This window comes from Micromonospora chokoriensis (assembly GCF_900091505.1).
Classification (GTDB): Bacteria; Actinomycetota; Actinomycetes; order Mycobacteriales; family Micromonosporaceae; genus Micromonospora; species Micromonospora chokoriensis.
Genome location: NZ_LT607409.1, coordinates 772262 through 798033, shown reverse-complemented (window position 1 = coordinate 798033; position 25772 = coordinate 772262). Strand labels below are relative to the sequence as shown.

Annotated in this window: 23 protein-coding genes and 1 riboswitch; of the genes, 9 read left to right on the top strand and 14 right to left on the bottom strand. The window is 72.7% G+C overall.

From position 1 onward, the window contains the following. Window positions 1-6 precede the first annotated feature (6 nt). The 8 genes from GA0070612_RS03695 to eccB all read right to left on the bottom strand — a co-directional run bounded on the left by GA0070612_RS03695 (window position 7) and on the right by eccB (window position 6384). A complete protein-coding gene (locus GA0070612_RS03695) occupies window positions 7-651 on the bottom strand; it encodes a C39 family peptidase (RefSeq protein ID WP_088986638.1) in 645 nt (214 codons plus the stop codon). A gap of 227 nt (window positions 652-878) precedes the next feature. Next, window positions 879-1286: a pyridoxamine 5'-phosphate oxidase family protein gene (locus GA0070612_RS03690; protein ID WP_088986637.1), complete on the bottom strand. Its 408-nt coding sequence runs from the start codon at window positions 1284-1286 to the stop codon at window positions 879-881. A 31-nt stretch (window positions 1287-1317) separates the two neighbouring features. Further along, complete coding sequence (locus tag GA0070612_RS03685; protein WP_088986636.1) at window positions 1318-1656, bottom strand: YkvA family protein; 339 nt, start codon at window positions 1654-1656, stop codon at window positions 1318-1320. A gap of 33 nt (window positions 1657-1689) precedes the next feature. Further along, window positions 1690-2505, bottom strand: a complete 816-nt coding sequence (locus tag GA0070612_RS03680; RefSeq protein ID WP_088991248.1) for a hypothetical protein — start codon at window positions 2503-2505, stop codon at window positions 1690-1692. Window positions 2506-2659: 154 nt separating this feature from the next. Continuing rightward, the gene (locus GA0070612_RS03675) at window positions 2660-3016 is read right to left on the bottom strand and encodes a hypothetical protein (RefSeq protein ID WP_157742419.1); all 357 of its coding nucleotides are present in this window, start codon (window positions 3014-3016) and stop codon (window positions 2660-2662) included. A gap of 205 nt (window positions 3017-3221) precedes the next feature. Next, the gene (locus GA0070612_RS03670; protein WP_088986634.1) at window positions 3222-4502 is read right to left on the bottom strand and encodes a WXG100 family type VII secretion target; all 1281 of its coding nucleotides are present in this window, start codon (window positions 4500-4502) and stop codon (window positions 3222-3224) included. After that, the gene (locus GA0070612_RS03665) at window positions 4495-4863 is read right to left on the bottom strand and encodes a hypothetical protein (protein ID WP_088986633.1); all 369 of its coding nucleotides are present in this window, start codon (window positions 4861-4863) and stop codon (window positions 4495-4497) included. Before GA0070612_RS03665 ends, GA0070612_RS03670 begins: the two co-directional genes overlap by 8 nt. A gap of 105 nt (window positions 4864-4968) precedes the next feature. Then, window positions 4969-6384: a type VII secretion protein EccB gene (gene eccB / locus GA0070612_RS03660; RefSeq protein ID WP_088986632.1), complete on the bottom strand. Its 1416-nt coding sequence runs from the start codon at window positions 6382-6384 to the stop codon at window positions 4969-4971. 160 nt (window positions 6385-6544) lie between these two features. Here eccB and GA0070612_RS03655 point away from each other — a divergent pair, with 160 nt between their 5' ends. Next, the gene (locus GA0070612_RS03655) at window positions 6545-7726 is read left to right on the top strand and encodes a type VII secretion protein EccE (RefSeq protein WP_088986631.1); all 1182 of its coding nucleotides are present in this window, start codon (window positions 6545-6547) and stop codon (window positions 7724-7726) included. A 24-nt stretch (window positions 7727-7750) separates the two neighbouring features. Here the strand turns inward: GA0070612_RS03655 and eccD are convergent, their stop codons facing one another. Then, window positions 7751-9148, bottom strand: coding sequence for a type VII secretion integral membrane protein EccD (gene eccD, locus GA0070612_RS03650; protein WP_088986630.1), 1398 nt, complete (start codon window positions 9146-9148; stop codon window positions 7751-7753). A gap of 166 nt (window positions 9149-9314) precedes the next feature. Here eccD and eccCa point away from each other — a divergent pair, with 166 nt between their 5' ends. The 3 genes from eccCa (at window position 9315) to GA0070612_RS03635 (ending at window position 14099) form a co-directional block, all read left to right on the top strand. Further along, entirely contained in the window at window positions 9315-13280 is a 3966-nt protein-coding gene (eccCa, locus tag GA0070612_RS03645) for a type VII secretion protein EccCa (RefSeq protein WP_088986629.1), read from the top strand. Window positions 13281-13486: 206 nt separating this feature from the next. After that, window positions 13487-13795, top strand: coding sequence for a WXG100 family type VII secretion target (locus tag GA0070612_RS03640; protein ID WP_088986628.1), 309 nt, complete (start codon window positions 13487-13489; stop codon window positions 13793-13795). A 25-nt stretch (window positions 13796-13820) separates the two neighbouring features. Next, window positions 13821-14099, top strand: a complete 279-nt coding sequence (locus tag GA0070612_RS03635; protein ID WP_088986627.1) for a WXG100 family type VII secretion target — start codon at window positions 13821-13823, stop codon at window positions 14097-14099. Window positions 14100-14186: 87 nt separating this feature from the next. Here the strand turns inward: GA0070612_RS03635 and mycP are convergent, their stop codons facing one another. Both mycP and GA0070612_RS03625 read right to left on the bottom strand, forming a co-directional pair. Beyond that, complete coding sequence (gene mycP / locus GA0070612_RS03630) at window positions 14187-15350, bottom strand: type VII secretion-associated serine protease mycosin (RefSeq protein ID WP_231924458.1); 1164 nt, start codon at window positions 15348-15350, stop codon at window positions 14187-14189. 107 nt (window positions 15351-15457) lie between these two features. Next, window positions 15458-15790, bottom strand: coding sequence for a helix-turn-helix transcriptional regulator (locus GA0070612_RS03625; protein WP_088986626.1), 333 nt, complete (start codon window positions 15788-15790; stop codon window positions 15458-15460). 196 nt (window positions 15791-15986) lie between these two features. Here GA0070612_RS03625 and GA0070612_RS03620 point away from each other — a divergent pair, with 196 nt between their 5' ends. Next, window positions 15987-16700 carry a carbonic anhydrase gene (locus GA0070612_RS03620; RefSeq protein WP_088986625.1) on the top strand — a complete coding sequence of 238 codons (714 nt, stop codon included), beginning with the start codon at window positions 15987-15989 and terminating at the stop codon, window positions 16698-16700. A 118-nt stretch (window positions 16701-16818) separates the two neighbouring features. Here GA0070612_RS03620 and GA0070612_RS03615 read toward each other — a convergent pair whose 3' ends face one another. Together GA0070612_RS03615 and GA0070612_RS03610 are read right to left on the bottom strand one after the other, a co-directional pair. Continuing rightward, complete coding sequence (locus GA0070612_RS03615; protein WP_088986624.1) at window positions 16819-17838, bottom strand: coiled-coil domain-containing protein; 1020 nt, start codon at window positions 17836-17838, stop codon at window positions 16819-16821. A 4-nt stretch (window positions 17839-17842) separates the two neighbouring features. Then, window positions 17843-17973, bottom strand: a riboswitch (cyclic di-AMP (ydaO/yuaA leader). 166 nt (window positions 17974-18139) lie between these two features. Then, entirely contained in the window at window positions 18140-19510 is a 1371-nt protein-coding gene (locus tag GA0070612_RS03610) for a YibE/F family protein (RefSeq protein WP_088986623.1), read from the bottom strand. A 311-nt stretch (window positions 19511-19821) separates the two neighbouring features. Between GA0070612_RS03610 and GA0070612_RS03605 the strand changes: the two genes are divergently transcribed. Then, window positions 19822-21882 (top strand): heavy metal translocating P-type ATPase, encoded by a 2061-nt coding sequence (locus GA0070612_RS03605; protein WP_088991246.1) that lies wholly within the window; start codon window positions 19822-19824, stop codon window positions 21880-21882. Between the two features lie 38 nt (window positions 21883-21920). Here GA0070612_RS03605 and GA0070612_RS03600 read toward each other — a convergent pair whose 3' ends face one another. Next, the gene (locus tag GA0070612_RS03600) at window positions 21921-22217 is read right to left on the bottom strand and encodes a metal-sensitive transcriptional regulator (protein WP_088986622.1); all 297 of its coding nucleotides are present in this window, start codon (window positions 22215-22217) and stop codon (window positions 21921-21923) included. 90 nt (window positions 22218-22307) lie between these two features. Between GA0070612_RS03600 and GA0070612_RS03595 the strand changes: the two genes are divergently transcribed. Genes GA0070612_RS03595 through GA0070612_RS03585 form a run of 3 tightly spaced genes read left to right on the top strand, consistent with a single transcriptional unit; the run spans window position 22308 to window position 25742 of the window. Further along, the gene (locus GA0070612_RS03595) at window positions 22308-22517 is read left to right on the top strand and encodes a heavy-metal-associated domain-containing protein (RefSeq protein WP_088986621.1); all 210 of its coding nucleotides are present in this window, start codon (window positions 22308-22310) and stop codon (window positions 22515-22517) included. A 13-nt stretch (window positions 22518-22530) separates the two neighbouring features. Further along, window positions 22531-23475, top strand: coding sequence for a hypothetical protein (locus GA0070612_RS03590; protein ID WP_088986620.1), 945 nt, complete (start codon window positions 22531-22533; stop codon window positions 23473-23475). A gap of 11 nt (window positions 23476-23486) precedes the next feature. Beyond that, complete coding sequence (locus GA0070612_RS03585; protein WP_088986619.1) at window positions 23487-25742, top strand: heavy metal translocating P-type ATPase; 2256 nt, start codon at window positions 23487-23489, stop codon at window positions 25740-25742. Window positions 25743-25772 lie beyond the last annotated feature (30 nt).

The following is a 25772-nucleotide window of genomic DNA, read 5'->3' as shown; positions in this document are numbered from 1 at the left end:
TCCAGGTCAGGAGGAGTAGCCGCGCTCGGCGATCCAGTTGGCGACCTTCGGCAGGCTGACCCAGTACTCGCCCAAGACCGGGTCGGCCGGGTCGGCGACCCGGATGGTGTCGCCACCGTCCCGGTAGCCGACGAGGGTCAGGTAGTGGCCGCCCTCGTACGAGTGCGGGTTGCCGTCGGTGTCGACGGTCGTGCCCTTGATGTTGGCCACCACCGGCCGGCCGGCGTCCACCGCCGCCAGGACGTCCCGACGCAACTGCTCGACCTGGTCGGGCCGGGCGACGGAGTCACGGATCTCGGTGGTCCGGTACTTGCCACCGGTCAGCTCGTTCAGCACCCGGGTGGTGTCCAGGGCCGAGGGGGTGCCCGCCTCGGTGGTGCCGAGCAGCTTGGCCACCTCGTCCTGGGAGAGCGCCTTGCCCTGGGCGGACAGCGCGATCCGGGTCGCGGCCGGGCCGCAGTAGTAGAAGTTGGGCTGGGCCTGGTAGTCGACGCCGAGGATCCGCTCAGCGGACCGCTGGGTCTGACTCGTCGACGTCTGTGCCGGAGCGGCCGGGGCGGCCTGGGCGGCTACCGCCGGGCCGAGGGCGCAGCCGCCGGCGACCAGCAGGCCGGCAACGGACAGACCGCTCTTCTGGACGATCGGATTCATGGTCGAGTCTCCGTTCGGGGGGTTGACGTCTCCGCGCAGCGGAGGACGCAGCACCGGGAATGGCGCTCGGCTCAACACGGGAGGCGACCAGCGGCAGGTTGGGCCGTTGGCGCACCGGGGACGTAACGGCAGTGCTCCGGCGGACATTCCGCCGGCGGCGTGGTGCGGCCGTCGCGATCAGGTGCAACGGCGGGAGGCCGGGCGGGATTCCGCCGGCCCTCGATGGTTCAGAGGCTCCCCAGCAGCCCGGTCACAGTGATCTCGATGACCACCCGCTCGGGATTCGGACGGGGGGTCCGATACCGCTCGGCGTAGCGGCGTTCCGCCTCCACCACGGAGGCCCGGTCCGACCGCACCACCGCTCGGCCCTCGATGGTCAGCCAACGGCGGCCATCCACGTGGCAGACCGCCACCGCCGCTCCCGCCGGCCCCGCAGCGGCCACCTGGCGGGCCTTGCGGGACGTGCCGGAGGTGATGACCCGGGCCAGTCCGGCCACCGGGTCGAGGGTCACCCCGACCGGTACGACGTGCGGGGTGCCGTCGGCCCGCAGAGTGGTCAGCGTGGCAAGGTGACGTTCCGCGCAGAACGCGACAACCCGCTCGTCGTGTGAGTCCAGCCGATGACCGCCCGCCATGCCCGCCCCCTGTCCGCCGCACCGGACCCGATCATGGCACGCGGCGTGCCTGGTCCCCCTCCGGCAGGGCGTTCGGCTGACCGGGCACGCGTCGACCGACCGCCCGACGCTTGTGCACGAGCCGGGTCAGGTAGATCAGCGCCGCGGCCAGGACACCCATGTCGTCCAGGTAGATCGGGTCCGGAAGCACGTCGATCGGGAAGATCGTGTAGATCAACGCCCCGTAGAAGGCGACCTTTCCGCCCGCGCCGAGCCCGGTCAGCATCCGTCGCGTACGCACCACCCGCACCGCGAGCACCACAGCGCCGACGAGTGTGGCGATCGCCAGGATGCCGGCGATCACCACGAGGACCCACGCCTCACGGGACATGCCGTCACGCTAACGCACCGGACGGCAGGTGGCTCAGAACGCGGGCACCGTCGCCCGACCGCGCGCCGTCACCTTGTTCTCCCGGGTCTGCTCGACGTTCTCCCGGGTCTGCTCGGCGGTCGACCGGGCCACCTCGCTGAGCGGCAACACCGACGGATCCGCGGCCCGTCGCCCGGTGGCGGCGTGCGCCTCCGCGCGCAGACTGCGGGCCGCCGCCACGGCCAACTCCGCAGCCCGCCAGGCGATCTGCTCCTGCTCGCGCGCAGCGGCGTGCCGGGCCGCCAGGTTGTCGCGGATCGCCCGCTGCAGCACCAACTCCTGCTCGACCGGGTGCAGCCGCGGATCCCAGCCGTCGCGGTGCGCGAACACCTCGCTGAGCTGCTCCACCGACAGCTCCCGCCGCCAGTACGCGTTCAGCGCCGCACGGTGCAGGTAGCGCTCGCGGTCCACGTACTCGGCGGGCGTCCGGGCGGTGTGCGGCAGCGGCATCGCGGCGGCGGCGGCGAGCCGGCGCACCGCCGCCTCGGCTGCCTCGTACGCCTGCCAGGCTGCCTCGACGGCCTCCTGCGCGGTCACCCACTCCGCCCGACGGCGCTGGGCGGAGGTGGTCGCCCGCTCCGCGGCCACCGCGACCTCCTGCGCGTACCGGCTCTGCTCGCGTTCCTCCTGCACCTGTTCGAGGTGGCTCGGCATGGCCGCGCGGCGGATCCGGGCACCCGGGTCGATGCGGAGTCGGCCGGGCCGCAGCAGAAGCGCGGAGACGATGACGCCGACCACCCCGAGCAGGCTCAGCCAGATGGCGGCGGCTCGGGACAGGTCGGGCAGGGCGGCGGAGAGGATGGTCTGCATGATCAGCACCTCGCGGTCGAAGGCGGGTATCGACGGGTGGCAGGAGGAGCCCGACAGCGCCGGTCAGCCGGGTGGTGGGGTCGCCCCGTCGGCGGAGACTCGGTTGCCGTGACGGACGACCCGGGACTGGGCCTCGGAAATCGTCGGAACTGGATCAGCGGGCGGGCGGACCGCGCCGCGCCGGAGTGCCACGGCCGAGATCGATGGCCGGCGTGTTCTGCGGGCCCTCCGCGACCACAACGGGTGCGGCGACGATGCCGACCGCGTCGGTCGGCGGCGCGGCGGGCTGGCCGGCACGCTCGGTGGCCGGACCCGCATCAGGGCGGACCGTTGCCACCCGGCTGCTCACGGCGCTCGGCCGCAGCTGCGTCGGGGTGGGCGGCGGCGTCGCGGCGAGAGCGCCACCGAGGCCGACCGCCAGCACCAGCGCGGTGACCGCCAGTCGGGTCAGTTCGCGCAGCGACCGCAGCACAGCCCACCGGGCTGGGCGGACAGAGGCTGCGGACGACACCCGACCAACCTATCGCCCAGTGCGGCGTGCCGCACCACGGTGACGGCCTGATCGGCCGTGACCACCACCACCATGAGCACAGTGGACGGTGCCGGTCCACGCGCGGAAGCGGCTGTGCCCCCGCCGGACCTGATCCGGGCGGGGGCACAGCCGTCGTTCATCGCCTGACTGCGGGGGCAACGGCGCCCCCGCGACAGGGCTGCGGTCAGTGGCCGCTGCCGAGCACCGGCGGTGCGGCGTCGCCACCGTCGCGCCACACCATCTCGTCCTCGGTCAACCAGGTCAGCCGCTCGTCGGAGTCGTCGTCCTGAGGTCGGCCCCGCCCGCCGAGCACACCGGAGTTGCCTCCGCCCGGCCGGCCGCTGCCGCCGGCCGTGGCCCGGCCGCCACGCTGGCCGTCCATGCTGCGCCCGATCCCGCTGGCGGCGCGGCTCTCAGCCGGGGTGGCCCCACCGGCCGGGCGAACCGACGTGGTCGGCGTGCTGCCCGAACCGGCGAGCGTCGCGGTGCGCAGGACACCGCCGGCCGGCGCACCGCCCTGCCCGCCGAAGAGCAGACCGGGCCCGGAACCGGCGGCGAGGGTCGCCGTGCTCGGCCCGGACAGCCCGACCAGCCCGGCAGCGCCACCGGCGACCAGCGCCCCACCGACGAGGGGGTCGGCCCCGGCCAGCGTGGTGCTCCGCGAATCGGAGTCGCTGCCGGCGCCGATCGGACCGCCGGCGACGGCCGGCGCGCCACCGGTGCCGGTGCCGTGCTGGCCAGGGACCGAGGCGTCGCCGACGCCCGGCGGTTGGGCGGCCCGGTCGGGCCTCGCGATGGTCGCGTCGCCGGTATGCGCGCTGACGCCGGTGCTGCTGGGCCCGGCGCTGGCCTTGGCGACCGTCGGAATGGCCTGCGGGGAGGTCGGGTCCTTGCGGGCGGCGTCCGGGGTGTCCGGATGTGGCAGGGGCGGATCGACGAGCCGGTCGTAGGCGGAGATCTCGTAACTGCCGGCCAGCTCGGCCACCAGGTTCACCATCCGCTGGTGGGCCTTCTCCTGCTCCTGCTTGTCCTGCTGGTGGCCCGCGATGCCCATGACCAGAGCACCCGGCAGACCGAAGGTGGCGGCACCCTTCACCGCGCCGGAGATCGCCTTGTCGTTGTCGTCGGTCTCCTCCGGGCTCTCGGCCTGCTTGCGGGCGGTCCGTAGATGGTCGGCCATCATGGTCAGCCCCTGCTTGATGTCGGCCATCCCGTCGCCCAGGGCGTCGGAGTGGGCGACGATCAGGCTGAGCCGCCGGTTGAACTCCCGACCCGCCGAACCCGTCCAGGTGTTGCTCAGTTTCTCCAGGTCACCGCTCAACTCGCGGCCGAAGCCGTCCAGGATGCCCTTGAGCTCGGCCCACTGGGTGGCCACGCCCTCGATCTGCTCGGGCCGGCCGGCCATGACGCCGTCATAGAGCTGCTGGTGGGTGTTGCCCTGGTAGCGCTGGGTGTAGTCAGACACGCCCGTCCTCCTTCGGCTCGAACGCCCGATCGACGCCGTTCAGCGCCGCTGTGACATCGGTGGCGTTGGCCGCGTTACGCGCCTCGGCGGTGCGGTAGTTGGTCAGGATCGTGCTGGTCGCCTGCTGCGCCGCCAGCACCGCCTGCCGGACCCGCTCGGCCTGGTCGACATAGGACTGATGAACCTCGCTGTAGCGGCGTGCCTGGTCGGTGGCGTCCAGGAACGTGCCGAGCGCCGGCGGCCGGCACTGCATCTCGGTGTTGAGCTTGCGCAGCACCGACTCCACCTGACTCAGCCGCGAAGACAGGTGCTGGTGGAAGTCCTCGAGGGACAGCAGGTCGACTTCCGTACGCCCGGTCATGGCAACATCCCCGTCGTTCTGGTTGACAACCGACAGCGGCATTCAGGTTAGTCCACGGCTATGACACGGGGCGACCCGTCATCGCTGCTCAGCGATCCGTCCCGGTCACTGCCCCCCGGGCGAGAAGACCGACATCGCGGCGTCGCGGCTCAGGGTGGGCCCGGTCGGGATCAGCGAGAGCAGCGAGCCCGGCACCGCCAGCGGGGTGACCCCGCCGTAGCCGAGCACCCCCAGCGTCGCCGCCGAGCCGAGCGGGTACCGGATGCCCTGTGGGCTGATCAGGTAGATCGTCGATCCGGCGGCGCCGGAACCGCTGGTCCCGGCACCGGGTGAGGCCTGCGCGACGACGCCCTTGCCGCCGGGCAGCAGCACGGCCTCGGTGGTCCGTACGGCGTCCCGCCTGGTCTGCGGCACCGGCACCGGACCCGGGTCGGCCTCGGTCAGCTCGGCCGGCGCCCGTTCGAAGACCTCCAGGGTGGTGGTCGGCGGCCCGCCCGTGCTGCTCGCCCGGTACGTCGCGCACAGCGCGGTCCGACCCGAGCTGGTCGGGTGGAAGCTGGGCATCGTCTTCGGCAGCCCGTCCTCCTCGATCCGTTGCTCGACGAACAACTCGCCAGCCTGGTTCGGTGTGATGTCCGTGATCCGACCGCCGCCGCCGACCATCAGCAGGGCGGTGATCTCACTGATCGAGGCGAGCCCTTCCCGGGTGAGCACGTAGTACCGCCCGGCGGCGCTGAACACCTGGCCGACGGTGGCCGGTCGGTCGGCCACCCTCCGGGTGCTGGACTCCCCCTCGCCGGGCAGCGTCGGCTTGCGCAACGGTGGCCCGGCCGGAACGGCGTTGAGCAGTTGCTGCCCGACCCGGAGCGGTGCCACGCCGGCCATCTTCAGCGCCGTGATCGTCCGGTCCCCGCCGAGCACCTGGAGTCGGACGTTGTTGGTGACCAGGTAACGCTGGTCGTCCACCACGACGAGCGCCGCCCGGTCGCCCAGCGGGACGCCACCGGGCAACGCCCGGTCGATCACGACCCGGGTGCGGGAGCGCTGCGGGTCGACCGGATCGGGCACGTCGCAGACCGACCAGGGCAGACCGGTCAGCGACTTGCGATCCGGTAGCGCGTCCGGTGCGCCGACGATGCCGAGGGTGAGCCCGCGTGGCCGGTCCCGCAGGGACGCCTGGGACATCGTCCGCACCGTCGCGTCCGGCTGGTCGAGGATCAGACGCGCCGAGGCGTAGTTGAGCGTCGGGTGGAGCTGCCCCTCCAGGAACACGTACGTCGCGCCGGTCTCCCGTTCGATGACCAGGGTCTGGTCCTCCAGCGGCGCGGTGTTCCCGGTGAGCTGACCGTAGGCGCCGACCGCGCCGAGCACGACGGCCGCGGTGATGACACTGCCGAAGACAGCCATGCCGAGCCTTCGCATCGGCAGGTTGGTGGTCTCCGGGTCGCCCGACAGCAGAGCGGAGACGATCCGGCGGGTGACGAAGCGGTACGCCTGCACCTGATCGCGGCGGGTCCGCATGACTTACCTCCGGCACTGTGGATCCGCGACGATCAGGTCGGGGCGCCGTCGCGGGCTTCCCTACGATAAGGGGCCGACCGGGGTTCCTTGGGACCACCGTTCGTGGCCGACGCCGGACCCACCCGGCGCAGAGCCGTACGTGCAGGAGGGACAGTCAGCGATGACGCAGGTTCAGGCACGACCCGCCCGAGCGGCCACGGACCCGTCCACGACCCGTTCGACGCCGCCGGGCGACCGACCCGGTGGGGGGCGAATCGGTCCGGTGCTGGTCGGGCAGCTCGTCGTGCTGGAGTTGTGCGTGCTCGGCGTCTGGGCGGCGTCGGCCGGGCCCGGTTGGCTGCTCGCCGTCGCCGGTGGCGTGGGGGTGCTCGTCCTCCTGGCCACCTTCGCCCGACGGGGAGGCCGCTGGTGGTTCGAGGACCTGCTGCTGCGTCGCCGGCTGCGGAGCCGTCGTGAGCGCGCGTCGGCCGCGGTGGCCGGTGGCACGGCGGCGGACCCACGGTTGGCCACCCTCGCCCCCGAGCTGAGCATCATCGAACTGACCGATCGGGGCACCCGGCTCGGCATCGGGCAGGACGCCCAGGGGTGGTTCGCGGCGGTCGCGCTGCAGTCCGTCAGTGGCGCGACGGTCGGATCGGTGCAGGCGTCCACGATGGACGCCGCGCTACGGGTGCTCGCCGACTTCAGCGCCCCGGTGTCCCGGGCCCAGGTCGTCGCACACACCCTGGTCTGGTACCCGGCGCCCGGCGCGCCGCCGGCCGCGCACCGGACCGTCTGGGTGGCGTTGCGCCTCACCGTCCGCGACGCGCGGGTCGAGTCGGTGAGCCGGGGCGGCGGGCTGCCGGGCGTGCACCGGACCCTGGCTGCCGGCATCGGTCGGCTCGGCAAGGCGCTGACCGGTGCGGGCCTGGCCCACCGGCCGCTGGGCCGGGAGGAGCTGCGCGCCGCCATCGTCTCGGCGGCCGGCCTCGACCTGGGGCCGGAAGCGCCGACGGAGACGTGGCGTGGGCTGCACGGCGGTGGGTGGACCCACCGGTGCATGGCGCTGCGTGGTCGATCTGATGCGCCCCTCGGCCCGCTCGTCGACGCGATCACGGCGACCTCGGCGCCGTCGCACACGGTGGCCGCGACGGTGTCGATGGACGGCCGCGTGGCAGCACCGCTGCTCCGGATCGCCGCGATGGACGGTCACGTCGAGGCGCTGCTGAAGGTGGTCCGTGACGTCGCGCACCGGGCCGGCGTGCCCACCCGGCCGGTGGACGGTCAGCACGGACCGGGCATCTACGCCAGCGCGCCGGTCGCGTCGGCGTTGGGCGCCCCCTCCCGTGCGCGACAGCAGTGATCGGCGGGGTGGCGCGGTGGGTGGTCAGGGCCGGAGGTTGACGATCCAGCCGTAGAGCCCGCACACCCAGAAGGCGAGCGGGACCAGCGCGATGATCAGCAGGATCTCGGCGATGTCGAGGAGTCGGCCCCAGACCGGTGAGATGCGTTTGCCGGCGACGGTCAGGCCGTAGATCAGGCTGATCACGGCGGCCAGCACCAGACCGCCGAGGACCAGACCGAGCTTGACCGGCAGTGACCCGCCGGTGAAGGTGGCCGCGGCGGTCAGGCCCAGCCCCACGGACCCGGCGAGCAGCACCGGGGTGCGCTGGGCGCGGCCCAGGAGCGGTCGGGCCCGCAACAGCGACAACAGCGCCAGCACCAGGCACAGCAGGACCGCCGCCAACCGACCGTCGAGGGCCAGCACGACCTGTGCGCCCAGCACCAGGAGCGCGAACGTCCACAACAGACCCGTCAGGAACTGGTCGGCCCGCTCACTGCGCTGGAGCACCTGCCGGCCGTCCACCGACTCGGTGTCGGTCTTCAGGTCCTCCGGACCGGTCGGGATCGACGGCACCGGCAGTCGCGCCAGCCGGTAGGCGGTCATCGGCAGCGCCGGCACCACGGCGAACGCCACAGCGGCCACCACCGCGGCGGAGGCCGACGCGTCGAGGCCGAAGACCAGGCAGAGCAGCGCGCCGAAACCGGTCGCGGCCCCCACCCCGATCGCGGCGAAGAAGAGCGGGTACCGGTCACCGACAGCCAACACGGCAACGGCGCCGGCGACCACCGCGGCGGTCGCCGCCACCAGTACGTGCGGGCTGGCCAACCCGGTCAGCGGCCGGTCACCGGCGAGCAGCAGCAGACCGCCGGTGGCGGCGTGCGTCAGACCGACGATGGCCAGCACTGCACCGGTCTGACTGTCGCCCGCGGCCCGGGACAGCACCGCCGCGCCGACCAGCAACGCCACAGCGACCAGCAGGGCGGCCAACGCACCGGGCAGGTGCGGTGGGCCGGCGAAGAGCGCGGCGAGTGCGCCGGCGCCCATCGCCGCCGCCGCGAAGACCACGGCGAAGGATCGGGTCGCGCCGGCCTGCCAGGCCCCGGGACGTTGGTTGGTGGCGGTCGCCACCGCGTCCACCACATCGTCGAAGACGATCTCCGGCGCGGCGGCCGACCGGGGGTTGAAGTAGAGCACCTCACCGTCGCGGATGCTGAGCTGCGTAGCGGTGCGCCCGCCGTCCAGCGGCGCACCGCCCAAGCGCGACAGGGCCCAGCCGCCGTGCCGCGCGCCCTCGTCGGCGAGATCCTCGCCGGCATAGCGCAGCAGGGTGGGGAGCAGGTCCGCGATCGGCACGTCCGACGGCAGCGCCAGATCCATCCGGGTACGCGGAGCCACGATGGTGATCCGGCTCAGCCCACCGGTCGCCGTCTTCGTCGCCACAGTGGCCTCCAGGTGTGCGTCTGCGAGCGGCTGGCCGCGATGCTGCGGTCCGGGTCCACCGCGCCCACGGCAGATTACCTACGATGGCGGGCACGTACGATGCCCACCCGCGGGCTCCGGTCCGCGGCGGCACGTCGTCAGGGCCGCTTCTGGGGAGGAGACAGCCGTGAGCACGGTGGTGTTCCGCCGGCTCCCGCGTCAGCCGGGACCGGCCCTACCTCGCGGCGAGGTGCTGCTGGAGTCGCCGCCCGAGCTGCCCGAGCCGACACCTCGCGGCATGGGGCAACTGCTCATGATCCTGCCGATGTTCTGCGGGGTCGGTGCGATGGCCTTCCTCTACGCCGGCAAGGGCGGCGGCATGATGACGTACGTCGCCGGCGGGCTCTTCGGCGTCTCGATGCTCGGCATGGCCATCGGTTCGCTGGCCAACAGCGGCGGCAAGGACAAGGCCGAGTTGAACGCCGACCGCCGCGACTACATGCGCTACCTCGCGCAGATGCGTAAGCGCACCCGGCGTGCCGCCGAGCAGCAGCGGGCCGCGATGGCCTGGCGACACCCGGAGCCCGACGCGCTCTGGTCGATCGCCGCGTCCCGCCGGCTCTGGGAGCGGCGGATCACCGAGGACGACTTCGGCGAGACCCGGATCGCCCTCGGTCCGCAGCGGTTGGCGGTTGAGATCGTCCCACCGGAGACCAAGCCCGTCGAAGACCTGGAGCCGATGAGCGCCATCGCGCTTCGCCGGTTCGTCCGCGCCCACTCCACAGTGCCCGAGCTGCCGACCGCGCTGTCGGTGCGCGCGTTCAGCCGGGTGGTGCTGCGCGGCGACCGTGAGCCGGTGCTCAGCCTGACCCGGGCGGCGCTGGGCCAGCTGGCCACCTTCCACGCACCGGACGACCTGGTGGTGGCGGTGGTCGCCGCGCCCGACCGACAGTCGTCGTGGGACTGGGTGAAGTGGTTGCCGCACGCCCACCACAGCGCCCGTACGGACGCGGCCGGCGCTCGCCGACTGGTCTTCGCCAGCCTGGCCGAGGCCGAGGCCGCGCTCGCCGGTGAGCTGGCCGCGCGGCCCCGCTTCGCACCCGAGGCGAAGCCGCTGACCACCGCCGCGCACCTGGTCGTGGTCATCGACGGTGGCGAGGTCTCGCCGACCTGTCAGCTGGTGGGGCCCGGGCTGCTCGGCACGACCGTGATCGACCTGTCCGGCACGGTTCCGCGCGACGCCGGCCGCTGGCTGCTCTGCCTCGACGTGGCCGACGGCAGCTCGCTCGACCTGGTGCGCGGCAGTTCGTCGTCGCCGTTGGGCCGACCCGACCAGCTCAGCGCCGAGGCCGCCGAGGGGCTGGCGCGACAGATCGCCCCCTACCGGCTGTCCCAGCAGCAGACCAGCAACGAGGAGCCGCTGGCCCGCAGCATGGAGCTACCCGACCTGCTCGGTGTGGGTGACGCCGCGACGCTGGACGTCCAGAACACCTGGCGTCCGCGCGGGCACCGGGACCGCCTGCGCATTCCGCTCGGCGTCGGCCCGGACGGCAACGTGGTCGAACTGGACTTCAAGGAGTCGGCGCACGAGGGCATGGGCCCGCACGGCCTGGTGATCGGCGCCACCGGGTCCGGCAAGAGCGAGTTGCTCCGTACGGTGGTGGCCGCGTTGGCGGTGACCCACTCGTCGGAGGAGTTGAACTTCGTCCTGGTCGACTTCAAGGGCGGTGCGACGTTCGCCTCGTTGGAGGCGCTGCCGCACACCAGCGCCGTGATCACCAACCTGGCCGACGAGCTGCCACTCGTCGACCGGATGCGGGACGCTCTCGCCGGCGAGATGGTGCGCCGGCAGGAGTTGCTGCGGGCGGCCGGCAACTACGTCTCGCGCTTCGAGTACGAGAAGGCCCGCGCCGCCGGTGAGCCGCTGGCCCCGATGCCCAGCCTGCTGATCATCTGCGACGAGTTCAGCGAGCTGCTCGCCGCCAAGCCCGACTTCATCGACCTGTTCGTGATGATCGGCCGGCTGGGCCGGTCACTCGGCGTGCACCTGCTGCTGGCCAGCCAGCGGCTCGAAGAGGGCAAGCTGCGTGGTCTGGACACGCACCTGTCGTACCGGATCGGTCTGCGTACCTTCTCCGCTGTGGAGAGCCGGATCGTGCTCGGTGTGCCGGACGCGTACGAGCTGCCGAACGCGCCCGGTCACGGCTATCTGAAGACCGACACCAGCACCATGCTGCGGTTCCGGGCGGCGTACGTGTCGGGTGCGTACCGGGCGCCGGGGCAGCAGGCCTCCGCCTCGCAGGCGTTGGTGCAGCGGCGGATCGTGCCGTACGGCCTCGACTTCGTGCCCGCCCAGCTCCCGCAGATGCCGGTGGCCGCCGCTCCCGAGCCGGAGCAACCGGCCGACGGCAAGGCAGTGGCGATGCTCGACGTGCTGATCGACCAGCTCAAGGGCCGGGGCCGCCCTGCCCACCAGGTGTGGTTGCCGCCGCTGGCCGATCCGCCGGGCCTGGGTGAGCTGCTCGGCGCGCTGGCCGTCGACCCGACCTACGGGTTGTGCACCGCGTCCTGGCCCGGGCGGGGGCGGTTGACGGTGCCGGTCGGTGTGGTGGACCGCCCGTACGAGCAGCGCCGCGACCCGATGATGGTCGAGCTGGCCGGTGCCGGCGGCAACGTGGTCATCGTCGGCCGTTCGCTGAGCGGCAAGAGCACCATGCTGCGTACGCTGCTGGCCTCGCTGGCTCTCACGCACACCCCGCGCGAGGTGCAGTTCTTCTGCCTGGACTTCGGCGGAGGCGCGCTGCGCAGTCTGGAGCGGCTCCCGCACATGGCGGGGGTGGCCGGTCGACGCGACGTCGAGGCGGTACGCCGGACGGTGGCCGAGGTGGTGGCCGTCCTGGACGACCGGGAGACGCGGTTCGCCCAGCACGGCATCGACTCGGTGGCCAGCTACCGCCGTCGCCGGGCCGCGGGCGAGTTCGTCGACGATCCCTTCGGCGACGTGTTTTTGGTGGTGGACGGCTGGAACACGCTGCGCCAGGAGTACGAGGAGCTGGAGCAGACCATCACCACGCTGGCCAACCGTGGCCTCGGCTTCGGCGTACACGTGGTGCTCACGGCCGTGCGGTGGGCGGAGATCCGCATCAACATGCGGGATCTGCTCGGCACCAAGCTGGAGCTGCGGCTGGGTGACGCGTCCGAGTCGGAGATCGACCGCCGGGCGGCGACGAACGTGCCGGAGAAGTCGCCCGGTCGCGGCCTGACCCGGGACAAGCTGCACTTCCTCACGGCGATCTCGCGGATCGACGGTCGCCGGGACATCGACGACCTCAGTGAGGCGTCGGTGTCCCTGGCCGGGCACGTGGCGGCGAACTGGCCGGGTCGTCCGGCGCCGAAGGTGCGGCTGCTACCCCGCCGGCTGCCGGTGGGCGAGTTGGCCCGGATCATCGACCGGTCGGCACCCGGTCTGCCGATCGGTGTCAACGAGTCGGCGCTGGCGCCGGTCTACCTGGATCTGGTCAACGAGCCGCACCTGACGGTCTTCGGTGACGCGGAGTGCGGCAAGACCAACCTGTTGCGACTGATCGCCCGGGGCATCACCGAGCGGTACACGCCCGCGCAGGCCCGCCTGGTGATCGCCGACTACCGGCGCGGTCTGCTCGGGGCGGTGGAGGGCGACCACCTGCTGGACTACGCGCCGTCCAACCAGGCGTTCGCGCAGGGGCTCGCCTCGATCCGCAGCGCGTTGTCCAACCGGCTGCCCGGGCCGGACGTGACCACGGCCCAACTGCGGGACCGCAGCTGGTGGAAGGGTCCGGACCTCTACATCCTGGTCGACGACTACGACCTGGTCGCCTCCGGTGGCAGCAACCCGCTCAGCGCCCTGCAGGAGCTGCTGCCCCAGGCACGCGACATCGGCCTGCACCTGATCATCACGCGGCGGGTCGGCGGGGTGTCCCGGGCGCTCTACGAGCCGGTGCTGCAACGGTTGCGTGAGTTGGACTCCCCGGGCCTGCTGATGTCCGGCAGCCGGGAGGAGGGTGCGGTCTTCGGGACGCTGCGGCCGAGTCCACAGCCGCCGGGCCGAGGCACCCTGGTCCGCCGGCGCGACGGCCAGCAGCTGATCCAGACCGCGTGGGCCGAGCCCGCGTGACCGTCGCCTGTCTTCTGGCGGGACGTGTCGAGCCGGCCTGGTCCGATTCGCCACCATCCACCGGGCGGCGGTGGTCAGGGCTGCGAGGGCTGGTCGGGTTCCGCTACGGTCTTAACTGGAGTGTCCGTCGGTGGGGTGTTGCTGCCTTGCCGCGGGGGAGGGGTGCGGCGAAGCCGCCACCACAAGATGACGGAGGGGTGTGAAGCATGGCGTTCGAGGTCGAAGCAGCGACTCTGCATACCGCCGCGAGTGACGTGCGGTCCACGCGCAGCGAGGTTGACGGCGAGCTGAAGAAGCTGTGGAACGTGGTCGACGACCTGGCGATGGCGTGGAAGGGCCAGGCGTCCACGGGCTTCCAGTCGCTGATGACGCGCTGGAACGAGGACACCGTCAAGCTGCTGACGGCGATGGACAACATCGCCGACCTGCTCGACAAGTCGGGTACGACGCACCAGGTCAACGACGAAGAGCAGCAGCAGATGCTGGACAAGTTCCACTCTGCTCTCAACCCGTGATCCGCAGGCAGCAGAGGAGGAAATCGTGACGATCAAAGTTGACTACGCTGTCCTCGAGAGCAGCAACCAGCAGATGCAGGCCATCTCGAAGACCATCGACGAGAAGCTCGACACGCTGCGGTCGATGCTGTCCAAGCTGCACTGGGACGGCGAGGACCGGATTGCCTACGAGCAGCACCAGGCCAAGTGGGACACGGCGGTCCGGGACATCAACCGGATCCTCAACGAGATCGGCGGCGCTGTCGGCATCGCCCGCGAAAACTACGTCTCCACCGAGATGAGCAACTCGAAGGTGTGGGGCTGAGAAGCCCGTTGGTGTGGCTCCGGTCCGGTCGACCCGGGCCGGAGCCGCAGTGTTTCTGCCCCGGCGAGGTGCTGCCGACCCGGCGGGTCAGCCGGCGGTCGACGCGTCGGTGCGTCGGCCCGGGCGCCAACCTCGTTCGCGGCCCCGGCTGACGACCGGTCGCCCGATCAGCAGCAGCGCGGCGATCAGCCCGCCGATCAGCGCCGTCCAGATCGCGGCCGTGCGTTGCCAGCCCAACGGGTCGTCCGGTGCCATCGGCGCGGGGATCGCGCTGGCGGGCGGGTTCGTCCGGGTGCCCAGGATGCTCGACACCGCCCGGTACGGGTTGACCATGCCGTAACCGATGTCGGCGTTGTGACCTTCCGGCGGGTTGTCGGCGGTGCGTTCCAGTCGTTCGGCGATCTGTTCCGGGGTGAGGTCGGGGTAGGCGGCCCGGACCAGCGCGGCCGCACCCGAGACGTACGCGGCGGCGTAGCTGGTGCCGCCGTTCGGCTCGGCGCGGTAGCCGGCCCCCCGTGGCGCCGGCCCGATGATGTTCAGCCCCGGCGCGGCGATGTCGACGTAGTCACCGCTGATCGAGGTGCCGACGTGACCGCCCTCCTCGTCGACCCCGCCGACGGCCAGCACCCCGGGGTACGCGGCTGGATAACCCGGCCTGCTCTGCTGCCCCTCCTGCTGGTTGCCGGCGGCGGCGACGAGCACCACCCGCTTGGCCAACGCCCGGTCGACGGCGGCGGTGAGTTCCGGGCCGGGAATGGTCGTCAGGGACAGGTTGATCACGTCGGCGCCCTGTGCGACCGCCCAGTCGATCGCGGCGGCGATCTGCCCGGGTAGCTGCGGGTCGGCGGTGTCCTTGAGGTCCGGCAGGACCCGGATGGGGAGGATGCGGGCGGCCGGGGCGATGCCGCTGAACGGGACGCCGGTGCCCTCCCGTCCGGCGATGATGCCGGCGATCATCGTGCCGTGCCCGACGAGGTCGCACTGGCCCTTGTTGGCCGGCAGGTTGTTGAAGTCGCGACCGTCGAGCACCTGACCGCGGAGCAGCGGGTGGGTCGCGGAGACCCCGGAGTCGATCACCGCCACCGTCACTCCGGCGCCGCGGGACAGCGGCCACGCCGAGGCTGGTTCCAGTCGGCGTAGCGCCCACGGCATCTGTGCCAGGCCCTCCTCGCCCGCGGGACCGCAGGTGGGGGGTGCGGCGGTGGCCGGGGTGGGTGCCACCAGGCCGGTGCCGAGCAGAAGCGCCACCATTCCACTGAGGACAGCGCGGGTGGCGGGGCGGGACGAGGGGGTCGCGCTCGACGGCGGGCATTCGCGCACCCGCAGAGATTACCGCCGTGCCCGGTCGGGCAACGGCCCTAGGATCCGGCCTGGGGGTCGGTCTCCGCGGTGGGCGTCTCGGCGAACAGTGCGAGCAGCGCGCCGACCTGACGGTCGGCCTCGGCGGGGTGCCGGAACCGGCCGGCCGGGTTGAGGGTGTATTCGTTGCGCCTGCCGACGCGGGTGCGGTGCAGGTATCCGTCCGCCTCCAGGTCGGCGACGATCGCCTGCGCGGCGCGTTCGGTCACCCCGACCTCGGCGGCGACGTCCCGCAGTCGGGCGGTGGGGTCGCGGGCGATGGCCAGCAGGACGTGACCGTGGTTGGTGAGGAATGTCCAGTTCCGCCCGCTGCCGGTCGACGTGTTCGTCATCGTGTGACCACCTCTCCGGATGCCCGTCCTCGGTGCGTCGCCCGCGGGTCGATTCGGGGTCAACGTATGAAATCTATATCACGCATCCCTTGACGCGTTTTTCGGTGCGTGTGACCGTTGACCCCGAGCCGGCGCCCGCCGCCGGCCCACCTGAAGCCGTTTGACCAGGTCAGATGCATCGAGACGAGGTGCGGGAATGAGTCATTCCGGAACTACCGGTGGGCAGCCGGGGCCGCAGCGAACCACTGACCGGGCAGCCGCGCCGAGCGCGCCGGCTCGGGCGTACACCGAGTTGGTCGCCGGCAACCGGCGCTTCGTCGACGGCGCTCCTCGCCACCCCAACCAGGACGCCGGGCGCCGGGCCGCCGTGGCCGACGGGCAGCACCCGTTCGCGGTGATCGTCGGTTGCTCCGACTCGCGCCTGGCCGCCGAGATCATCTTCGACCGTGGGCTGGGTGACCTGTTCGTGGTGCGGACCGCCGGCCACACCGCCGGCCCTGAGGTGCTCGGCAGCGTGGAGTACGCGGTGACTGTGCTCGGCACCCCGCTCGTGGTGGTGCTCGGTCACGACTCGTGCGGCGCGGTGCAGGCGGCCCGGGAGGCCGCCGCGACCGGTGCCCGGCCGCCGGGGCACCTGCCCGCAGTGGTCGACGCAGTGCTGCCCAGCCTGCGCCGGGCCGAGGCCGAGGGTGTGCGCGACATCGACGGCATCGTCGACATCCACATCGCACAGACCGTCGAGACGGTGCTCGGGCAGTCGCCCGTGCTGGCCGGCGAGGTGGCGCAGGGGCGGTGCGCGGTGGTGGGTGTGTCGTACCGGCTCGCCGCCGGAGAGGTGCGCCCGGTGGCCGCCGTGCCGGCCGACCTCACGACGCTCGGCACCGACCCGGCCGCGCCCGCCGCGGCCTGACGCGACGAGAGTCGCGCCCTTCGCGGCCTGACGTGACAGGGGCCGCGCCTTTCGCGGCCTGACGCGACGAGGGCCGTTCCGCGCGACGCGGAACGGCCCTCGGCCAAGGCCCTGCGGGTCAGAGCAGCGACATGTGGACGTGGTCGGTGTGGTTCGACGGCCCGCTGTACGACTTCCAGCCGGTCGCCGGGAACCAGATCTGCCGGTTCCAGATCACGTAGTAGATGCCCAGCCGGTCGGCGTTGCGGATGAGGAACGCGGCGACGTTGTTGCCGTACTTCCGGGTGTCCTCGTTGTGCCACGGCGAGAAGCCGCTCTTCTGCAGCGACCAGTCGCAGGCGCGGCCCTTCGGGTGCTCCCACGGCCCACCGGAGCGGTAGCAGCCGACGAACCGGTTGAAGCCGGCCCGCTTGACCTCCTTGTACGCGTGCAGCGTGCGGGGCGTGACGCAACCGGACGTGGTGGGGTCCTTCTCGCTGCACGACTGCGGCTTCCAGTCGCCGTCGGCGGTGCGGCCAGGGCCGATCTTGGCAACCGGTGACGTGGCGTCGACCAGGCCGCCGGTGAAGCCCTTCCCGCCGACGAGGGACAGCGCCTTGTCCGCCTCGCTCTTGCGCTTCGCCATCAGGGCGGTCTGCTTCTGCTGCTCGCGGACCTCCGCGTCGAGAAGCTGCTTGGCCTGCTCCGCGCGGGCCTTCACCGCGTTGACCTCGGCGAGCTTCTTCTCGTTGACCATGTTCATCTCGTCGAGCAGCGAGGCGCGCTGGACGAACGCGTCCGGGGCCTTGCTCTCCAACAGCATCGCGAGCGCGCCGATGCGGCCGGTCCGGTACGACTGGGCGGCGATCTGCCCGACCTGTGGGGTCAGCGCGTCCAGGTCGGCCCGGGCCCGATCGACTTCCCGCGCCAGGTCGCCCTGCCGCTTCTTGGACTTGTCCAATTGGGACTTGGCTGCGGAGTAGTCGCGGTTGGCCTGCTCGATGACGTCGGTGAGCAGCTTCGGCTCGCCGTCCTCCTCGTGCCCGGACGGGGTGGGAGTCGTCGGGGCGGCGTGGGCCGGGAGGGGCCCGGCGAGCACGGTCAGTGCGGCGATCACGGCCACCACGGGTGTCAACCAGCGGCGTAGGGGTGCCGTCACAATGTTCCCTTCCCTCGACCGCCGACCGGGTTAGCTGACGGGTTCGGGGCGGAAGTGGCCCCTACCGCTGACGCGGATTCACCCCACGTACCTGGGTCCCCGGCTCGCCGGTTGGCGATTGGGCGGTGGCACCGCAGACGCCGCTTCGCGCCTTCATCGGTGACCGCGAGCGAGGTTACCCGAGAGTCGGTCGGGTGAGCTACGCCTGGATGCCGACCAAAAGCGTCATTTCGCCATAGCGGTGAGTGACCAGTGACGCGGTTCTCAGGGTGGAGGCCCGATCTGGTCACGCTGAGGAGTGTCACCATGTCGTATCCGTGCTCCTGTTCGGCTCCGGCCACCGGTCGGCGGCGGTAGATGGGGGTGAGGGCCGCGTCGGGTCCGACTCGTCGGGGTGACCCGTTCGCGGTGAGATCAGTGCGGCCAGCGTCTCAGCCCGGTCCGTCCGCGGTCGCGGGGCGGCGGCGTCGGCGGGCGACGTGGTGTCCGTGCGACCGGCGGCGGTCACCAGCGCGGCCAGGCCGGTGGTCAGCGGCACGGCGGCGATCAGGCCGAGGGTGGCGACCGCGCTGCGGACGATCTCCTGGGCGAGGAATTCGCTGGTGAGGATCTGCCCGATCGGTCGGGAGTCGGCGGTGAGCAGGAGCAACAGCGGCAGCGACGCGCCCGCGTACGCCAGCACGATGGTGTTGACAGTGGACGCGATGTGCGCCCGACCGACCCGGGTTGCCGCACGGTACAGCTGCAACCGGGTCAGGCCGGGGTTGGCGTGGGCCAGCTCGGTGACGGTGGCCGCCTGGGTGACTGTCACGTCGTCGAGCACCCCGAGCGATCCGATGATGATGCCGGCGAGCAGCAGGCCGTGCAGGTCCACGTCGCCCTGGAACATCGACAGGGTGGTGGCCTCCTCGCTGCCGAAGCCGGTGAGGTGGGTCGCGGCCGTGGCGATGGTGGCGAGCACCCCGGTCAACACCAGGCTGCCCAGGGTGCCGAGCACCGCTACCGAGGTCTGTGCGGTGACCCCGTGTGTCAGGTAGAGCACCACGAACATGATCAGGGCGGCACCGACCACCGCCACCAGCAGGGGTGACTTCCCCGCGCCGATACCCGGCAACACGAAGGTGAGCAGGATGGCGAAGCTGGCGGCCAGCCCGGCGAGCGCCGCGAGACCCCGCCATCGGCCGAACGCGACGATCGCGGCGGCGAAGACGACAGCCAACCACAGCATCGGGGTGCCCCGCTGGTGCTCGGCGACGTTCCAGTTGCTGATGGTGGGGTCGGTGGGGTCGGTCAACTCGACCAGGATGACCTCGTCGCCGACCTCCACCCGGGGCGCGCCCGGCCCGTCGGGCACGGGCGTCTCGACCTGCTGGCCGGCCGACGGCCCGTCGTCCACGCGGACGTCGACAGTGCCACAGCGCCCGTCGCCGACGCGCGGTGTGCCCTCGGGACTCGACGGCGACGGCGGGCACGGCTCCATCACCACCCGGGTCACCGTGCCGCTGTAGCGCGGCACGTCCGCCTCGCCGTCGGACTGCGGTGACCCGCCGCGCGGCCAGAGGACCAGGGCCGCGATCACGGTGGCGACGAAGAGGGGCACCACGGTCATGACGAGGATCCGTCGCACCCTCGGCGGGGCGGACGGAGCGGGACGGGCGTGGTCGGAACCCAAGGTGAGACTCCCAACGATCCAGTGCGGGGTACGTGTCAGTGGGCCGGTCGGTTCACCGTCACTGCGGAAACGTGGTGGGGGAACGCGACGGTTCGCCGGCTGACGACCGCTCGGTCACGCACGGTCAGGATCCGACCCGACCAGCCGGCCGCGACAGCACCGCGCGGCGGCGCGGGTGTCCGTTCGTGCCTCGGTCCACCGGGGGTCATCGTGGGGAATGCTAACCAGCACGATCGGGGGACGCAGGTCGTGACGGAGTGTCGGTGGTGGAACCGTCGGCGTGGCGGTCCGCGGACCGGCATCGTGGAGACATGCCCGCGTCGTCACCGCCCGACCCCGGCCGGCACGTCCCGGCCGCGCCGGCGCAGCACGGCGAGCACGCCGGGCACGACAAGCACGCCGGGCACGACCCCGAGATGTTCCGTCGGCGCTTCTGGGTCTGCCTGGCCCTCACCGTCCCGGTGGTCCTGACCAGCCACCTGGTGTGGGATCAGTGGGGCCCGGGCTGGGACGTACCCGGCCGCGCCTGGGTGGGCCCGGTGCTCGGCTCGGTGGTGTTCTGGTGGGGCGGCCGGCCGTTCCTCGTGGGTGCGGTGCGGGAGGTGCGGGACCGCGCGCCCGGAATGATGCTGCTGGTCGCGATGGCGATCACCGTCGCCTACGCGGCGTCCCTGGCGACCAGCGTGGGCGCCTTCGACCTGGACTTCTGGTGGGAGTTGGCCGCGCTGGTCACCATCATGCTGCTCGGCCACTGGCAGGAGATGAAGGCCATCGGGCAGGCCCGGGGAGCGCTCGCGGCGTTGGCCGCGCTGCTGCCCGACGAGACCGAGCGGGTCGCGGCGGACGGGCAGGTCGAGGCGGTGGCGGTGTCCGACCTGCGGGTCGGTGACGTGGTGCTGGTCCGTCCGGGCGGTCGGGTGCCGGCGGACGGCCGCGTCGTCGAGGGTGACGCCGAGCTGGACGAGTCGATGATCACCGGTGAGTCACGGCCGGTCGCCCGGTCCGCGGGTGGCCGGGTGGTGGCCGGCACGGTGGCCACCGACTCGGCGATCCGGGTACGCGTCGAGGCGCTGGGTGAACAGACCGCGCTCGCCGGCATCCAGCGGATGGTCGCGCAGGCCCAGGGCTCCGGCGGGCGGGCCCAACTGTTGGCCGACCGGTTCGCCGCCGCGCTGTTCTACGTGGCCACCGGCACGGCCGTGCTGACCGTGCTGGTCTGGGCCGCGCTCGGTCGAGCCGACGAGGCGGTGGTCCGTGCGGTCACCGTCCTGGTGATCGCCTGCCCGCACGCGCTCGGTCTCGCCATTCCCCTCGTCGTGGCGCTCTCCACCGCGTTGGCCGCGCGGTCCGGGATCCTGGTGAAGGACCGGTTGGCGTTGGAGCGGATGCGGACCGTGAGCGCGGTGCTGTTCGACAAGACCGGCACGCTGACCCGGGGCGAACACGCGGTGACCGACGTGGCGACGGTGCGAGGCACGGAGCGGGACGAGGCGCTGCGGATCGCGGCGGGCGTCGAGTCGGACAGCGAGCATCCGCTGGCCCGCGCGATCGTGGCGGCGGCCGGGCCCGCAGGTCCGCGCCCGGCCGCCGGGTTCCGGTCGCTGCCGGGCCGCGGTGTGCGGGCGACAGTCGACGGTACGGAGTACGCGGTGGGCGGTGCGGCGCTGCTGCGGGAACTGGGCCTGACCCTCCCGACCGAGCTGGAGGCGGCGACCACCCGGTGGTCGGCTCGGGGAGCGGCGGTGCTGCACCTGGTGCGGCTGCCGGAGGCCGTGCTCGGCGCGTTCGCGCTGACCGACGAGGTGCGCCCGGAGGCCCGGCGGGCCGTCGACGAGCTGCGCGCCGAGGGGGTCCGGACCATCGCCATGATCACTGGTGACGCCCGCCCGGTGGCGGAGGCGGTCGCCGCCGAACTCGGCTTCCGACCCGGCGTCGACGAGGTCTTCGCGGAGGTGCTGCCGGCGGAGAAGGACGAGCGGGTGGCCGACCTGCAACGGCGGGGGTTGACGGTGGCGATGGTCGGCGACGGGGTGAACGACGCGCCGGCGTTGGCCCGGGCGGACGTCGGCATCGCGATCGGCGCGGGCACCGACGTGGCGATCGAGTCCGCCGGCGTGGTGCTGGCGTCGTCGGACCCGCGCGGGGTGGGTGCCGTGGTCCGGCTGTCCCGGGCGTCGTACCGGACGATGCGTCAGAACCTGGCCTGGGCGGCGGGCTACAACGTGGTGGCGCTGCCGCTCGCGGCGGGGGTGCTGGCCTGGGCCGGTGTGGCGTTGAGCCCGGCGGTGGCCGCGGTGCTGATGTCCGCGTCCACCATCGTGGTGGCGCTCAACGCGCAGCTGCTCCGCCGGGTGCGCCTCGATCCGGACTGAGGCCGGGTGCGCCTCGGCCAGGACTGCGGCCGGGCCGGTCAGCCGCGCTTCATCAGCCGGCCGACCGCCGCCATCATCTCGGTGGCCATCTCGTCGGCCCGGCCCTCGGCCGCCCCTTCGTGCATGCAGTGCCGGGCGTGCCCGTCGAGCAGCCCGAGCGCCACCTTGTCGAGGGCGGCCTGGATCGCGGAGATCTGGGTGAGCACGTCGATGCAGTAACGGTCGTCGTCGACCATCTTCTCGATGCCCCGGACCTGCCCCTCGACACGGCGGAGTCGCGCGAGCAGCTGGTCCTTGCTGGCGGTGTACCCCCGGATCGGGGCGGGTGTGGTCATGCCGGCAAGGATAGCCTACCCCCGGGGGGTATGGTACGGTCGCTTCCGGTGGGGATACCCCCACCCCGTACCGGTAAGGGAGACGTTCTGATGGTCAACACGACGTACCAGGTGCAGGGCATGACCTGCGGGCACTGCGTCAGCGCGGTCACCGCCGAGGTCGGCGGCATCGCGGGCGTGCACGACGTCCAGGTCGACCTCGCCACCGGCCGGGTGACCGTCGACAGCGACCAGCCGTTGGACACCGACGTCGTCCGGGCCGCCGTCGACGAGGCCGGCTACACCCTCGTCGACGCGTGATCGGAGGGCCGCCATGCGCACCGTGACGAGGTTGGCCGGGTTCGCCGTCGGCCTGGCGGCGGTCTTCGGCACGACGTACGGGATCGGCCGGGTGGTCGACCGTGCCCCGGCGGCCGAGAGCCGGCACGACGAAGGCGCTGCTCCGGCGACCGACGCGGGCGGGGTGACCGATCGCCTCCCCGGCGGTCTGCTCGTCTCCGACAACGGCTACACCCTCGAAACCGTCGACGCTCCGGCCGACGAGTTCGCCTTCCGGATCGTCGGGCCGGACGGACGCCCGGTGACCCGCTACGACGTGGCGCACGACAGGCGGATGCACCTGATCGTCGCCCGGCGGGACCTCTCCGGCTTCCGCCACGTGCACCCCGAGCTGGCCCCGGACGGCACCTGGCGGGTCGACACGCCGCTGGCCGGCGCCGGGCAGTGGCGGGCCTTCGCCGACTTCGCCCCGACCGGGGCGGAGCCGCTGACCCTCGGTGTGGACGTGACAGTCCCCGGCGAGCTGACCGAACGGCCACTGCCGGCACCCTCGACCAGCACCACCGTCGACGGCTACACGGTGACCCTGACCGGCGCGCCGGAGCCCGGCCGCACGGCGGAGCTGACCCTGACCGTGAGCCGGGACGGGCAGCCGGTCACCGACCTGGAGCCATACCTGGGCGCGTACGGGCACCTGGTGGCGCTACGCCGAGGTGATCTGGCGTACCTGCACGTGCACCCGGACGGGACACCGGGGGACGGGCGGACCCGACCCGGTCCGGCGGTCACCTTCCTCGCCGAGGTGCCCTCGGCCGGTACCTACCGGCTCTACCTCGACTTCCGGCACGGTGGGGCGGTGCACACCGCCGAGTTCACCGTCGTCACCGACGGCACCTCGACCGGGGCCGTTCCAAGCCCGAGCGGACCGGCGCCGACCGAGAGCGCCGACCACGGCACCCCCGGGCACGGGCACAACTGACGGGACAGACGATGACCACCACCAGCAGCAGACCGCTGCCCGAGGCACCCCACCGGATCGAATTGGCGATCGGCGGCATGACCTGCGCCGCCTGCGCCGCCCGGATCGAGAAGAAGCTCAACCGGATGGACGGCGTCAGCGCCACCGTCAACTACGCCACCGAGAAGGCGACGGTCCGGTACGTCGACGGGGTCACCCCGGACGACCTCATCGAGACGGTGCAGAAGACCGGCTACACGGCAGCGCTGCCCAGCCCGCCGACCGAGGATCAGCCGGTGGACCCGCTGAAGGGCCCGCGTACCCGGCTCTGGGTCTCGGTGGCGCTGAGCGTGCCGGTGGTGCTGCTGGCCATGGTCCCGGCCTGGCAGTTCGACTACTGGCAGTGGCTGTCGCTGACCCTGGCCGCCCCGGTGGTGGTCTGGGGCGGCCTGCCGTTCCACCGGGCCGCCTGGATTAACCTGCGGCACGGCGCGGCGACCATGGACACCCTGGTGTCGCTCGGCACCCTGGCCGCGTTCGGGTGGTCGCTCTGGGCGCTGTTCCTCGGTGACGCCGGCATGCCCGGGATGACGCACCCGTTCCGTTTCGACATCACCCGCACCGACGGCGCCGGCAACATCTACCTGGAGGCCGCCGCCGGAGTGACGGTGTTCATCCTGGCCGGGCGCTACTTCGAGGCCCGTTCCAAGCGCACCGCCGGCGCGGCCCTGCGGGCCCTGCTCGAACTCGGCGCCCGCGAGGTGGCGGTGCTGCGCGACGGGGTGGAGACCCTGATCCCGGTGGACCGGCTCGCCGTCGGTGACCGATTCGTGGTCCGCCCCGGGGAGAAGATCGCCACCGACGGGGTGGTCGACGAGGGCACCTCCGCCGTCGACGCCAGCATGCTCACCGGTGAGTCGGTGCCGGTCGAGGTCGGCCCCGGCGACGGCGTGGTCGGTGCCACCATCAACGCGGGCGGACGGCTGGTCGTCACCGCGACCCGGGTCGGTGCGGACACCCAGCTCGCCCGGATGGCCGACCTGGTCGAGCAGGCGCAGAGCGGCAAGGCGGCCGTGCAGCGGTTGGCGGACCGGATCTCCGGTGTCTTCGTGCCGATCGTCATCACGCTGGCCGTCGGCACCCTCGGCTGGTGGCTCGGCACCGGAGCCGGCCCGACCGCGGCGTTCACCGCCGCCGTGGCCGTGCTGATCATCGCCTGCCCCTGTGCGCTCGGCCTGGCCACCCCGACGGCATTGCTGGTCGGCACCGGCAGGGGAGCCCAACTCGGTGTGCTGATCAAGGGTCCGGAGGTGCTGGAGTCCACCCGCCGCGTGGACACCGTGGTGCTGGACAAGACCGGCACCGTCACGACCGGCCGGATGACAGTGGTGGACGTGGTGCCGGCCAGCGGGGAGGACCGGGCCGAGCTGCTGCGGCTCGCCGGTGCGGTGGAGGCCGCCTCCGAACACCCGATCGCCCGGGCGGTCGCCGCAGGTGCCGCCGAGGCCGGCGCGCTGCCTCCGGTGACCGCTTTCCGTAACCTCGAAGGTTTGGGCGTGACCGGCACCGTGGACGGTCGGGTCGTACTGGTCGGCCGGGCCCGACTGCTGCGGGAGCGGCAGATCGACGTGCCGCCCGAGGTCGAGTGGGCCGTCAGCGAGGCGGAGGCCGTCGGCCGTACGGCGATCGTGGCCGGTTGGGACGGACAGGCCCGGGGTGTGCTCGCGGTCGCCGACGTGGTCCGCCCGACCAGCCGGGCGGCGGTGGCCCGGCTGCGCGCGCTGGGGCTCACCCCGGTCCTGCTGACCGGCGACAACACCACGGTGGCCCGGGCGGTCGCCGCCGAGGTGGGCATCGACGAGGTGATCGCCGAGGTGTTGCCGGCCGGCAAGGTCGAGGTGGTGAAGCGGCTCCAGGCCGAGGGACGGTCGGTGGCGATGGTCGGTGACGGGGTCAACGACGCACCGGCGCTGGCCCAGGCCGACCTCGGGTTGGCCATGGGCACCGGCACCGATGTGGCGATCGAGGCGTCCGACCTCACTCTCGTCCGGGGCGACCTGGACGCCGCGGTGGACGCCATCCGGTTGTCCCGACGCACGCTCGGCATCATCCGGGGCAACCTGTTCTGGGCGTTCGGTTACAACGTGGCGGCCCTGCCGTTGGCCGCCGCCGGACTGCTCAACCCGATGATCGCCGGCGCGACCATGGCGCTGTCCTCGGTCTTCGTGGTGGCCAACAGTCTGCGACTGCGGCGGTTCCGGTCGGCCACTGTCGATCGCGGACTGTGACGACGGCAATGGTTGGACCGGTGACGACGG